Source organism: Dietzia cercidiphylli (assembly GCF_014145145.1).
Lineage (GTDB): Bacteria > Actinomycetota > Actinomycetes > Mycobacteriales > Mycobacteriaceae > Dietzia > Dietzia natronolimnaea.
In genome coordinates this window covers 1-12,718 of record NZ_JAALEA010000063.1, presented here as the reverse complement: position 1 = coordinate 12,718, position 12,718 = coordinate 1, and the positions used below count along the sequence as shown (strand labels likewise).

The 12,718-nt window shown below is 70.4% G+C and carries 12 protein-coding genes and 1 riboswitch; of the genes, 6 read left to right on the top strand and 6 right to left on the bottom strand.

Going from position 1 to position 12,718, the window contains the following annotated elements; translation table 11 throughout:
* Positions 1-487: nuclear transport factor 2 family protein (locus G6028_RS03065; protein ID WP_182658012.1), on the top strand; the 487-nt coding region annotated here is incomplete at its 5' end.
* Positions 488-516: 29 nt separating this feature from the next.
* On the opposite strand, the gene trpS is transcribed toward G6028_RS03065, so the two are convergent.
* The 3 genes from trpS to G6028_RS03050 form a co-directional block, all read right to left on the bottom strand.
* Positions 517-1,593, bottom strand: a complete 1,077-nt coding sequence (trpS, locus tag G6028_RS03060) for a tryptophan--tRNA ligase (protein WP_182658011.1) — start codon at positions 1,591-1,593, stop codon at positions 517-519.
* 44 nt (positions 1,594-1,637) lie between these two features.
* Complete coding sequence (locus tag G6028_RS03055; RefSeq protein ID WP_182658010.1) at positions 1,638-2,111, bottom strand: PPOX class F420-dependent oxidoreductase; 474 nt, start codon at positions 2,109-2,111, stop codon at positions 1,638-1,640.
* 78 nt (positions 2,112-2,189) lie between these two features.
* On the bottom strand, positions 2,190-3,035 hold the full coding sequence (locus tag G6028_RS03050) for an exodeoxyribonuclease III (RefSeq protein ID WP_182644266.1): 846 nt from the start codon (positions 3,033-3,035) through the stop codon (positions 2,190-2,192).
* A gap of 82 nt (positions 3,036-3,117) precedes the next feature.
* Here G6028_RS03050 and G6028_RS03045 point away from each other — a divergent pair, with 82 nt between their 5' ends.
* From G6028_RS03045 to G6028_RS03035, 3 genes are read left to right on the top strand one after another with little or no spacing between them, the layout of a single operon-like run.
* Complete coding sequence (locus G6028_RS03045) at positions 3,118-4,656, top strand: FAD-dependent oxidoreductase (RefSeq protein ID WP_241730498.1); 1,539 nt, start codon at positions 3,118-3,120, stop codon at positions 4,654-4,656.
* 3 nt (positions 4,657-4,659) lie between these two features.
* Complete coding sequence (locus tag G6028_RS03040; protein ID WP_206685725.1) at positions 4,660-5,847, top strand: hypothetical protein; 1,188 nt, start codon at positions 4,660-4,662, stop codon at positions 5,845-5,847.
* 4 nt (positions 5,848-5,851) lie between these two features.
* Positions 5,852-6,451 carry a TetR/AcrR family transcriptional regulator gene (locus G6028_RS03035; RefSeq protein WP_182658009.1) on the top strand — a complete coding sequence of 200 codons (600 nt, stop codon included), beginning with the start codon at positions 5,852-5,854 and terminating at the stop codon, positions 6,449-6,451.
* On the opposite strand, the gene G6028_RS03030 is transcribed toward G6028_RS03035, so the two are convergent.
* From G6028_RS03030 to G6028_RS03020, 3 genes are all read right to left on the bottom strand, one after another.
* On the bottom strand, positions 6,438-7,652 hold the full coding sequence (locus G6028_RS03030) for an MFS transporter (RefSeq protein WP_338404133.1): 1,215 nt from the start codon (positions 7,650-7,652) through the stop codon (positions 6,438-6,440). The genes G6028_RS03035 and G6028_RS03030 overlap by 14 nt on opposite strands.
* Positions 7,653-7,701: 49 nt before the next feature.
* A complete protein-coding gene (locus G6028_RS03025; RefSeq protein WP_182639157.1) occupies positions 7,702-8,574 on the bottom strand; it encodes a bile acid:sodium symporter in 873 nt (290 codons plus the stop codon).
* Positions 8,575-8,653: 79 nt separating this feature from the next.
* On the bottom strand, positions 8,654-9,871 hold the full coding sequence (locus G6028_RS03020) for an NADP-dependent isocitrate dehydrogenase (RefSeq protein WP_182618215.1): 1,218 nt from the start codon (positions 9,869-9,871) through the stop codon (positions 8,654-8,656).
* Between the two features lie 155 nt (positions 9,872-10,026).
* Positions 10,027-10,142: riboswitch (SAM riboswitch) on the top strand.
* Positions 10,143-10,194: 52 nt separating this feature from the next.
* On the opposite strand from G6028_RS03020, the gene G6028_RS03015 reads away from it, so the two are divergent.
* Complete coding sequence (locus G6028_RS03015; protein WP_182618216.1) at positions 10,195-11,529, top strand: O-acetylhomoserine aminocarboxypropyltransferase/cysteine synthase family protein; 1,335 nt, start codon at positions 10,195-10,197, stop codon at positions 11,527-11,529.
* Positions 11,530-11,540: 11 nt separating this feature from the next.
* On the top strand, positions 11,541-12,710 hold the full coding sequence (metX, locus tag G6028_RS03010) for a homoserine O-acetyltransferase MetX (RefSeq protein WP_179524717.1): 1,170 nt from the start codon (positions 11,541-11,543) through the stop codon (positions 12,708-12,710).
* Positions 12,711-12,718: the final 8 nt, after the last annotated feature.

Below are 12,718 nucleotides of genomic sequence, written 5' to 3'. Positions count from 1 at the left end.
GGCCGTCCCCCCGGCCGCCGACGGGGGCACCGGGTCCGCGGGGGCGCGGCGGTCGAGCGGGTCGGCGGACACCACGACGACGACAAAGCCCGCCGTTACGTCCGAGCCCGACCTGTTCTCGATGGACTCCGACGCGGCCGCGTCACACCCGGCGGCCGAGGAACTGGTGGTGGACCTCGAGCGGGCGTTGCTCACCGACGCTGTCCGCCGGGACCGCAGGAAGCTCACCCGGCTGCTGGACGTGCGGTGGCGGCAGGTCGACCCGGCGGGCAGGACGTGGACCCGCCGCGAACTCGGTGATGCCGACGTCTCCCCCGGCGGCGTCGAACTCGAGGTCGTGGAGACGCGACGCCTGGCCGATGACGTGGTGCTCCTGCTGTGGCGTGCCTCCGGCCCCCGCGGGGCGTCGTCGGTGCACAGTTCGATCTGGCAGCGCACGGGCGACGACTGGAAGCAGATCTACCAGCAGGGCACCCGCGAGGGCTGAGCCCCCGGCAGCGGGATCAGCGGGTCCGATTAGCCGCGGCGGGGAGCGGTGAACCCGACCGCCTGGTAGACCTGCGAGAGCACCGGCCCGGCCACGGACCTCGCACGATCTGCTCCGTCGGCCAGGATCCGCTCGAGCTCGGCCCTGTCCGACATGTACTCGTCGAACCGACCGCGCAACGGGGTGACGAAGGCCTCGAGGGCATCGGCGGTGTCGGTCTTGAGCGCACCGTACCCTGCCCCCGCAGCCTGGTAATCGGCCACGATGTCCGCCACCGGCCGCCCGGTGAACGCCGACTGGATGGTCAGCAGGTTCGACACACCCGGCTTCATCTCGCGGTCGAAGCGGATGTCACCATCGGAGTCCGTCACCGCGCTGCGGATGCGCTTGGCGGAGACCTTCGGGTCGTCGAGCAGGTTGACGATCCCCTTGGGGTTCTCCCCCGACTTGCTCATCTTGGCCGTGGGGTCCTGCAGGTCGTAGATCTTCGCCGACCCCTCGAGGATCTTGCCCTCGGGCACCACGAAGGTCTTCTTGTAGCGGGAGTTGAACCGCATCGCCAGATCGCGGGTCAGCTCGAGGTGCTGACGCTGGTCCTCCCCCACGGGCACGAGATGCGGGCGATAGAGCAGGATGTCGGCGGCCATGAGCACCGGGTAGGTGAACAGCCCCACCGTGGTCCCGTCCGTGCCCTGCTTGGACGACTTGTCCTTGAACTGCGTCATCCGAGCGGCCTCACCGTAACCGGTGATGCACCCCAGCACCCAGGCCAGTTCGGCATGCTCGGGGACGTGCGACTGCACGAACAACACCGAGCGGGCGGGGTCCACCCCGAGCGCGAGCAGCTGCGCGCACCCGCGGAACACCCGCTCGCGCAGTTCCTTGGGGTCCTGCCTGACGGTGATCGCGTGCAGGTCAGGGATGAAGTAGTACGCGTCGTAGTCGTCCTGCAGGTCCACCCACTGCCGCACGGCGCCCAGGTAGTTGCCGAGATGGTAGGAGTCGGCGGTGGGCTGGATGCCGGACAGGACGCGCTGGCGCGTCGCGGGCGCCCCGGTCGCGGCGGTCGTGGGCGCAGGAGCTGCGGAAGTGGACTGCTCAGACATGGCGCCCATCTTCCCACGGCGCCCCCGGCCCCCCGATCACGCCCTCATCGGCCGGTGGACCGGTCCTGCTCGGGCGGGAACCCGCCCGTCGCCACCGGCCCCCAGTCGTCGATCGTCACCCGGATGAGGCATTTGCCCTGCCGCACCATGGCCTCGCGGTACTCGTCCCAGTCGCTGTGTTCGCCGGCGACGCTGCGGAAGTACTCGACCAGCGGCTCGACGGCACCGGGCAGGTCGACGATCTCGCCGGTGCCGTCCAGGTGGACGTACGGGCCGGTGAAATCGTCGGACAGGACGCACACGCTGACCGCCGGGTCTCGTCGGATGTTCCCGACCTTCGCCCGCTGCGGGTAGGTGGCCACGACGAGCCTGCCCTCAGAGTCGACACCACAGGTCACGGGCGAGCTCTGCAACCCTCCCGAGGACTTCCGCGTGATGAGCACCGCGCGGTGCCGCGGGCGCAGGAACTCCTCGAGTCCGGCTCGGTCAGGACGGTCGGCAGTCGCATACGTCGGCATGGAGCCGAGGTTACGGATGTGCTCGCCGCGCGGCATCCGCGATCGCGGGCCCCTCCGGTGCGGACGCCCTCGTCGTCGTCACTCGTAGACGACGGTGACCGGCGCGTGGTCGGACCACCGCATGTCGTAGGCACTCGCACGGTCCACCCGATCGGCCACGGCACGATCGACCAGGCCGTCGGTCACCACGTGGTAGTCGATGCGCCAGCCCGCGTCGTTGTCGAAGGCCTTGCCCCGTTGGCTCCACCACGAGTACGGGCCGATCTCGTCGGGGCGACGATGGCGCACGATGTCGGTCCACCCGCTGGCGTCGGCGAACAACTCTGACATCCACTCACGCTCGTGGGGCAGGAAGCCGGAGCTCTTGTGGTTCCCCTTGTGGTTCTTCAGGTCCGCCTCGCGGTGGGCGATGTTCCAGTCGCCGCAGATGATCATCTCGTGACCGTCGCGGGCGCCGACCACCTTCGCGCTCTCGGCGAGGTGCTCCCGGAAGCTCGCCATGAAGCGGTCCTTCTCGTCCTGCTTGGGGGTCTCGGCCGTCCCGGAGGGCAGGTAGAGGCTGGCCACGGTGACGGTCTCCCCGTCGACGGCGCCGGGGTACACCGCCTCGATGTAGCGGCCGGACTCGTCGAACTCGGGATCACCGTGCCCGATGCGCACCTCCGCGGGCTCGTGCCGGGACAACAGCGCGACGCCGGCCCGGCCCTTGAGCGAGGAGGCGGAGCCGACGAGGTGCCAGCCGGCGTCGAGGGCCGGAGCGAGCGCCTTACGGGTCTGGCCCTCGTCGGCGCGGACCTCCTGGAGCGCGACCACGTCCGCGCCACTGCCCTCCAGCCAGGGCAGGAATCCGAGGTTGGTCTCCGACCGCTGCTTGACGGCGGCGCGGATCCCGTTGACGTTGACGGTGCTGACGGTGAGGCTCACGCCGATCAGGTTACCGATCGTCCGAAGAGTGACCGTTGACACACCGCGCATACATTCATACATTACGACAATCATTGTATGAATGAAGGAGATCGGGATGCACGGAGCGACGGCAGTGGTCCTCGGCGGGAGCGTGGCGGGCCTGTGTTCGGCCGGCGTGCTGGCGCCGCACTTCGACAGGGTGGTGGTCCTCGAGCGGGACGAGCTTCCGCCCGGCGCCGAGCACCGGCGCGGGGTCCCCCAGAGCAAGCACCCGCACTTCGTCCTCAACGCCGGGCGACGCGCGATCGGCACGATCTTCCCCGGGTTCGAGGAGTCACTCATCGAGGCCGGCGGGATGCTGCTGATGCCCTCGATGGACGCGGCCTACGGCGAGATGGACGGCTGGGGGCCGCGCAAGACCAGCACCATGACGATGATCTACTCCTCCCGCATCCTCATCGAGCGTGTCCTGCGGGAGAAGGTCCGCGACCTGCCGACCATCGAGATCCGCGAGGGCGTGACCGCGTCGGGCCTGTCCACCACCGGAGGCGGGACACCGGCCGGGCGAGTGACCGGGGTGGAGTACCGCGACGCGCACGGCGAGACCCGGATCCTCGAGGCCGATCTCGTGGTGGACGCCCTGGGCCGCGGGTCCTCGGTCCGGGACTGGATCGCGGCCGCCGGCTGGCCGGCCGTCCCCGAGAAGACCCTCGACGCCAAGGTCACCTACACCTCCCGCTGGTACCAACTCCCGGATGCCTCGGAGAGGCCGCCGAACTGGTGGTGGAAGCACCTGGTCCTGACCCCCACCCAGGACACCGGCCCCCATCCGCAGGAGCACGAGTTCCTCTCCAACTTCTTCCCTGTCGAGGGTGACCTCGCGATCTCGTGCATGGGCTCGTGGGGGATCCGGATGCCGCGCACGCCCGAGACGTTCGAGGCCGCCGCCGACCGACTCCGCGCGCCCACCTTCGCCGCCGCCATGCGGGCCGGCACCCCGATCTCGGAGGTGCACCTCACCCGCGCCACGGGCAACAAGTGGCGCCGCTACGACGAGCTGGCACACCCACCGCTGGGCCTGGTGGCCATCGGGGACGCGGCCTGCGCCTTCAATCCGTTCTACGCGCAGGGGATGAGCTCGGCCGCCCGCTCGGCAGTCGTGCTCTCCGACATCCTGGCCGAGCACCGGTCACTCGACTCCTCGTTCACCCGCGCGTTCCTCGACCGGCAGCGCGCGTCGCTGGAAGTGCCGTGGATGCTGGCCATGGCCCGCGACCAGGGATACGACTTCGCCGAGGGCACGGAGGTCGCGCCCGCGTGGCGACGCAGGATCATGTCCCGGGTGTCGTGGCCGGTGTTCAACGCCATCACCGCCGCCGCCCGTGAGGACGACCACGTGGAGCAGACGTTCACCGCGGTGTTCAACCTCGACAAGTCGCTCCGCGACATGATGACGGACCCGCGCTTCGTCTACGGCCTGCTGCGCCACAAGGTCCGCGAGGCGCTCGGCCGCACCCGCGTGCCGGGTGGCTTCGACATCCGCCTCGACCCGCCCGGTACCGACTACTCCGATCCCGCGAACCCCGTCGAACCGGCGGCCTCCGCCGTCCGGTCGGCGACCCGACAGACGAAGGGCTGAGCGATGGCGTACTCCTGTGAACCCGATGCCCGGCAGGTCGCCGATTTCCTCGGCTTCTCCTGCGACGACGCACACCCCGTGGGGGCCGTTCGCTCACCGTTCGCCCTCGAGCACTGGACCATGCCCCTGCTCGAGGTGCTGATCATCGCCGGTGCGGTCTTCGCCCTCGTGCACGCGTGGCGGCGCTGGAGGCGCGACGGCGACCCGGTCAACCTCGGGCTGTGGTTCGCCTCCCTGATCTACCTGGCGGTCATCGAGCCGCCGCTGTACTTCCCCGAGTGGTTCGGTCTGCAGGACTACGTGGGCTTCATCTTCTCCCACAACGTCTTCACCGTGCAGTTCATGTTCGACCGACTGCCGCTGTACATCGTGGCGTTCTACCCGGTGATCTCACAGCTCACCTACGAGCTCGTCCGCGCCCTGGGGATCTTCGCCCGGCGCGGGGCCGCGATCGGGGCGATCGCCACCGCGTTCGCCAGCCAGGTGTTCTACGAGATCTTCGACCAACTCGGGCCCCAGCTCAGGTGGTGGGCGTGGAACCCCGACAACATGATCAACACGCCGATGTTCGCCTCCGTACCGATGAACAGCATGTGGGTGTTCGCCTCGGTGTCCTTCGGCGTCATGGTGTGGCTCGTCGTCACGCTCCTGGGCGGGCCCGGGCGCACCGGAACGCCCATCGGCGGCGGCTCGGTGGCCTGGCGGACCGTCGTCGCGGGGGTGCTCACCCCGGTGCTCATGGTGATCCTGGCCGCGCCCACCAGGGTCGGCGTGGACGCCGAGAGCGAGGGAACCCTCCAACGGACCATCCTCTGGACGTTCCTCGGCATCCTCTGGCTCGTCGGCCTGTGGCTGCTGGCGGACGGGACCCGCCGGACCTGGCGGGGCTCCACGCCACCGGTCGCCTCACCGGCCTTCGTCCGCGTCTACCCTGCCCTCTACGTCGGTGTACACGCGGCGTTCTGGATCGCGGCACTCCCGGCCTTCCTGGGAGCGACGGACGGGGTCACCGCCGGAGGCACCCCGATCGGGAGCGGGTGGTACGCGCTCGCCTGCTTCGCGGTCGCGACCTGGTTCGTCGTCGCGGCGCTCCTGGCGACCCGGTCCCCCTCCGGCGAGGTCGACTCCGCCCCCGGCACCACCGCGGGCACCGGGGATCCGCGGACGCGCGGGGCCGATGTGACACCCTGATCCGATGGCGAGACACGGGTGGGGCGGCCGGCCCCCGGCGGACGAGGAGGAGGCGCGTCAGCGCATCATCGACGCCACCGCCGGCCTGATCGACCGGCACGGGGTCGCCAAGACGACGCTCTCCGACGTCGCGGCCGAGCTCGGCGTGACCCGGCAGACGGTGTACCGACACCTCGGGAGCATCGGCGAGATCGTGAGCGTCGTCGCGGCTCGTGGTGCCGAGGACTTCGTCGACCGGATGGTCTCCCACCTCGAGGGCAGCCGGACCCCGGCGGAGGCCGTGGTCGAGGGCATCCTGTTCTGTCTGCGCACGGTGCCGAGCGACCCACGACTCAACCTGCTGCTGCAACTCGGCGACACCGCCACCTTCAGCCGGGCGGCCACCTCGCCGATGATGCTCGACTACGGCTCGGCGATGCTGCGCCGGTTCCCCGTGGAGTGGGCGGACGCCGGGGTCTCCGACGCCGACCTCGACGGTCTCGCGGAGATGATCATGCGACTGCTCATCTCGCTGTTGGACTCCTCCACGGACGTGCCGCGCCCGGAGGACGAGGTCCGGGCGCTGCTCGACCGGTGGCTCGTGCCGGCGCTCACCCCGTCGTGACCACGTCCCGGTCCGGTCGGGGGGCGGCCAGAACCGCGCCTACGAGGATCGCCAATCCGGCCGCCGCGAGGGCGGCCCCCGCGAGGGCCGGGGAGGTGTAGCCGAAGCCCAGCGCGATCACCACTCCGCCGAGCCACGCCCCCAGGGCGTTGGCGGCGTTGAGCGCCGAGTGATTGAGCGCGGCCGCCAGCGTCTGCCCCCGGCCCGCGTACTGCATCAGCCGGGCCTGCAGTCCGGGCACGAGTGCCGACCCCGTCGCCCCCACGAGGAACAGGCCCACCAGTGCCGTGACCGGATGGTGCGCGGCCACCGTGAACAGGGCCAGGACCACGGTCATGGCCGAGGCGATCGCGACCAACCCGCGGTCGAGGTCCCGGTCCGCGACCACGCCGCCCAGCAGGTTGCCGGTCACCATGCCGAGACCGTAGACGGCCAGCACTGCGGGCATCCAGCCGCGGTCGATCCCCGCGACGTCGACCATCGTCCACTGGATGTAGGTGTAGACGGCGAACATCCCGCCGAACCCCACACCGCCCACGGCCAGGGTCGCCAGGATCTGCGGGCGGGCCAGCGCGGCCAACTCCTCGCGCGCCCTGACCACCACCGCGCCCGACGGTTCGGGGACGACGACGAAGATGGCCGCCACGGTCAGTGCCCCGATCACCCCGACCGCGAGGAAGGCCGCCTGCCACCCGGCGGCCTCCCCGAGCCACGTGGCCGCGGGGACACCGATCACGGTCGCCACCGACAGACCCAGCAGGACCAGCGACACCGCGCGAGCCTGCTTGCCCGGGCCGGCGAGCGAGGCCGCGACCAGCGAGGCCACACCGAAGTAGGCCCCGTGCGGGATGCCGGCGAGGAAGCGCGCGGCCACCAGGATCTCGGCGGAGGGCGCGAAGGCGGCGGCGGTGTTGCCCACGGTGAACAACGCCATGAGCACCAGGAGCAGGGTGCGGCGGCGCCACCGGGAGGTCCACACGGTCAACAGCGGTGCGCCCACGACCACCCCGAGCGCATAGGCGGTGATGACGTGTCCCGCCTGTGGTTCGGTGAGCCCGAAGTCGTCGGCGATCGACCTCAACAGGCCCATCGCCGCGAACTCCGTGACGCCGATGCCGAACCCGCCCAGCGCCAGGGCGAGGATCGCGACCGCCACGCGGCGGGGGGTCGGCGCGGGGCCGGTGGCGGGGCTCGTGGTCACCGGAGCAGGCTACGCCCACCCCTGCGCGGGCCCGCCCTGACAGACCCGATCAGGGGGCGGTGCGCATGAGGCGCCGACCGCCGTAGACCACCAGGAACGCGGTGACGTACATGACGATGCTGTAGACGGCGGCGGCCAGCCCCACCTCCTCGTCGCCGATCACGGTGAAGGCGATGAGCAGGGTCAACGTGGTGTTCTTGATGCCGAACTCGACCGCGATCGCGATCTGTTCGGCGCGGCGCAGCCGGCACACCCAGGCGAGCAGTCCGCCCACCACGATCAGAGCCAGGTTCAGGACGACGACCGCGGGTCCCACGGCCACGACGAGGTCGACGATGCGGTCCCTCTCGCCGAGCACGATGCCCACGATGAGCAGCACCAGGACGACGAGTCCGACGATGCCCACGAAGCGCTCGATGCGGGCGGCCAGGGCGGGCCTCCTCGCGCGGAGGAGCATGCCGAGAAGGACCGGGATGAGGATGACACCCAGGAGGAGCCCGAAGGTCTGGCCGAGCGGGACGGTCACCTCGGCGTCGGAGGCCCCCGGGATGACCCGCGCGCCGATACCGAACCACATCGGCAGCGTGAGGATCACGGCCACGGAGGTCAGGGCGGTGAGGATGACCGACAGCGCGACGTTGCCGCGGGCCAGATAGGTGATGAGGTTGGACGTCGCCCCGCCGGGGGTCGCCGCGACCAGGACGACGCCGAGGGCCAGCATCGCGGGGAGCCCGAAGACCAGGGCCACGACCACGCCCGTCAGCGGCACCAGGACCAGCTGGCCGAACAGTCCGACGATCGTGGCCCACGGCGACCTGGCCTGGACCGCGAAGTCCTCCTTGGTCAGGCTGAGCCCGATGCCGACCATGATGATCGCCAGCGCGACGGGCAGGCCTATGTCGATCAGGGGACTCTGGTCCACGTGGTGCTCCTCGGGTGCTCGCGGGTCGGCGGACGGCGGCCCTCATGTGAGATGGACCACTGTCCGACACCGTAGCCGCTCAGGCGCGGGCCCTCTTGAGGTTCTGGTCCAGGGCGGCGAGGAAATCCTCGGTGGTGAGGTGGTCCTGGTCCTCGCCGACCAGGAGGGCGAGATCCTTGGTCATCTGGCCGCCCTCGACGGTCGAGATGACGACGTCCTCGAGTTGGTGCGCGAACTCGATGACCTCGGGGGTGTTGTCGAGAGTGCCCCGGTGCTCGAGCCCGCGGGTCCAGGCGAAGATCGACGCGATCGGGTTGGTGGAGGTGGGCTCGCCCTGCTGGTGCCGCCGGAAGTGGCGGGTGACCGTCCCGTGCGCGGCCTCGGCCTCGCAGGTCTTCCCGTCCGGAGTGAGCAGGACCGAGGTCATCAGGCCGAGCGAGCCGAAGCCCTGGGCCACCGTGTCGGACTGCACGTCGCCGTCATAGTTCTTGCAGGCCCAGACGTACCCGCCCTCCCACTTGAGCGCGGAGGCGACCATGTCGTCGATGAGTCGGTGCTCGTAGGTCAGGTCGGCGGCGTCGAAATCCGCCTTGAACTCGCGGTCGAAGACGTCCTGGAAGATGTCCTTGAACGCGCCGTCGTAGGCCTTGAGGATCGTGTTCTTGGTCGACAGGTACACCGGGTAACCGTGCTGCAGTCCGTAGTTGAACGACGCGCGTGCGAAGTCCTCGATGGACTCGGTGAAGTTGTACATCCCCATGACCACACCGCCGTCGTCCGGCATCTCGACGATCTCGTGCTCGATCGGCTCGGAACCGTCGGCCGGCGTGTAGGTGATGGTGACAGTGCCCGCTCCGGGCACCCTGAAGTCGGTGGCGCGGTACTGGTCGCCAAAGGCGTGCCGGCCGACGATGATCGGCTTGGTCCAGCCCGGCACCAGGCGGGGGACGGTGGAGATGATGATCGGGGCGCGGAAGATCGTCCCGCCGAGGATGTTGCGGATCGTGCCGTTCGGCGAGCGGTACATCCGCTTGAGACCGAACTCCTCCATGCGGGCCTCGTCCGGCGTGATGGTCGCGCACTTGACCCCCACCCCGTGCTTCTTGATGGCGTTGGCGGCGTCCACGGTGACCTGGTCGTCCGTGGCGTCGCGGTTGGAGATGCCGAGGTCGTAGTACTCGAGGTCCACGTCCAGGTAGGGGTGGATGAGCTCGTCCTTGATGAACTTCCAGATGATGCGGGTCATCTCGTCGCCGTCGAGTTCGACGACCGTCCCCTCGACCTTGATCCTGGCCATCGGACCCTCTCTCCCCGCTCGCCCCTCCGGGGCCCGCGTGTCGGCACCACTGTGACGTACGCCTCATCTTACGGATCCGCCCGGTTCCCGAGAGGCCCCTGCGCGCCGTTACCCCTCGTTGCCGCCGCCGAGCGGCTTAGGCTAACCTCTCCCCAGGTCATGAGTTCCAGCGACAAGCCCCGGCTCGCTGGACGGCAACCCTCCACCGCGGTGGGGTGCCCCGGGAGACGACCTGGCCACCACCCACCCGGGTGACAGGCAAGCGCGGGTCCGCTGTCGTCAAGCGGCCGGACCCTTCTGACGAGAGGAGGGGCTCCGCCCCGATGACGTACGACAACAGCAATCCCGACTGGGCCTTCGAGACCCGCCAGATCCACGCCGGTCAGCCGGTCGACTCCGACACCGGTGCGCGCAACCTGCCGATCTACCAGACCACCTCGTACGTCTTCGCGGACGCCAAGCAGGCCGCGGACCGGTTCGCGCTCGCCGAGATGGGCCCGATCTACACCCGGATCACCAACCCCACGGTCGCCGCCGCGGAGGATCGCATCGCGTCGCTCGAGGGCGGCGTCGCCGGGCTGCTCTTCGCGTCCGGCCAGGCCGCCGAGACCGCGGTCATCCAGGCGATCGCGCAGTCCGGTGGCCACGTGGTGGCCTCCCCCCGCCTCTACGGCGGTACCGACACCCTGCTCCGGCACACGCTGCCCAAGTACGGCATCGAGACCACGTTCGTGGAGAACCCGGACGACCCCGCCTCCTGGCAGGCGGCGGTACGGCCGGACACCAAGCTGTTCTACGGCGAGTCCATCTCGAACCCGCTGAACGACATCCTCGACATCCCGGCGATCGCCGAGGTCGCGCACCGCAACCAGGTTCCGCTCGTCATCGACAACACGGTGGCCACCCCGTACCTCATCCGCCCGCTGGAGCTGGGGGCGGATGTCGTCGTCTCCTCGGCCACCAAGTACCTCGGCGGCCACGGCGCCTCCCTCGGCGGCGTCCTGGTCGACGGCGGGAAGTTCGACTGGCGCGTGCAGCGGGACGGGCAGGACGTGTTCCCGTCCTTCACCACCCCGGATCCCGCGTACCACGGTCTGGTCTACGCCGACCTCGGGGCGCCCGCCCTCGCGCTCAAGGCCCGCGTGACGCTCCTGCGCGACACCGGCGCGGCGGCCTCCCCGTTCAACGCGTGGACCCTGGTCCAGGGCATCGACACCCTGAGCCTGCGCATCGAGCGCCATGTGTCCAACGCGCAGCGGGTGGCCGAGTGGCTCGAGGCGCGCGAGGACGTGGCGGGCGTCCAGTACGCCGGCCTGGCCTCCTCGCCGTACAACGCGCTGCAGAAGAAGCTGTCCCCCAAGGGTGCGGGCGCGATCGTCACGTTCGACCTCGCGGTGCCGCAGGGCGCGTCCGAGGAGGACATCACGACGCGGGCGTGGACGTTCATCGACGCGCTCAAGCTGCACTCGTGCCTGGTCAACATCGGCGACGTCCGGTCGCTGGTGTGCCACCCGGCCACCACCACCCATTCCCAGGGCACGCCCGAGGCCAACGCGATCGCCGGGGTCACCACGGCGACCGTCCGTCTGTCGGTGGGCATCGAGGCCGTCGACGACATCATCGGTGACCTCGAGCTCGGTTTCGCCGCGCTCTCCTGACGTCCGCCCGCATGGTCCGCCCCACCGATCCACTCGCGCTGTTGCCCCCGGGCGACGGCACCCTCGGCCGTGTCGCCATCGGCGACCTCACGCTGGTCACGGGTGTCGTCCTCCCGGGGGTGACCCTCGCGGTGCAGCGGTGGGGCCGGATCTCGGAGGACCGGTCCAACATCGTCCTGGTCGAACACGCGCTGACCGGGGACTCCCACGTGGTCGGCTCCGTGGACTCGCTCCACCCGACGCCCGGGTGGTGGAACGGACTCGTCGGGCCCGGGCTGCCGCTGGACACCGACCGCTACTGCGTGCTGTCGGTCAACGTGCTCGGCGGGTGTCGGGGGTCGACGGGCCCCAGTTCACTGCACCCCGACGGCCACTACTGGGGCGCCCGCTTCCCGGCCGTGTCCGTCCGCGACATGGTGGAGGCCGAGCGGGTCCTGGCCGACCTGCTGGGGATCGAGCGGTGGGCCGCGGTGATCGGCGGTTCCATGGGCGGGGCCAGGACCCTCGAGTGGATGGTCACCCATCCGGACCGCGTCCGGGCGGGCTGTGTCCTCGCGGTCGGGGCGCGCGCCTCCGCGGACCAGATCGGGGTGCAGACCGCGCAGATCATGGCCGTGACCTCCGACCCCCACTGGCAGCAGGGCGGGTACCACGGCACCGGCCGCACCCCCGTCGCCGGACTCGGGATCGCCCGTCGCATCGCGCACCTGTCCTACCGGGGAGAGCTGGAACTGGACGAGCGGTTCGCCAACCGTCCGCAACCCGGTGAGGACCCCCGGGGCGAGGACCTGTCGATGTCGGGGCGCTTCGCCGTGCAGTCCTACCTCGACCACCAGGCCGGCAAGCTCGTCTCCCGCTTCGACGCCTGCACCTATGTCCTGCTCACCGACGCACTCAACCGTCACGACGTGGGCCTGGGACGAGGCGGGGTCGAACAGGCCCTGCGCTCCTGTCCCGTTCCCTGTGTGATCGGCGGGGTGACCACCGACCGCCTCTATCCCCTGCGCCAGCAGGAGGAGCTCGCCGCGCTGTTGCCCGGCGCCGATCCACTGGTGGTGATCGACAGCCCGGCGGGTCACGACGGCTTCCTCACCGAGTCCGACGTGGTGGGCCCCATGCTCGCCAGGACGCTCGAACTCGCCGCACAGGGATCCCCCGACCGAACCCGAGGACATGCATGACCGACCGC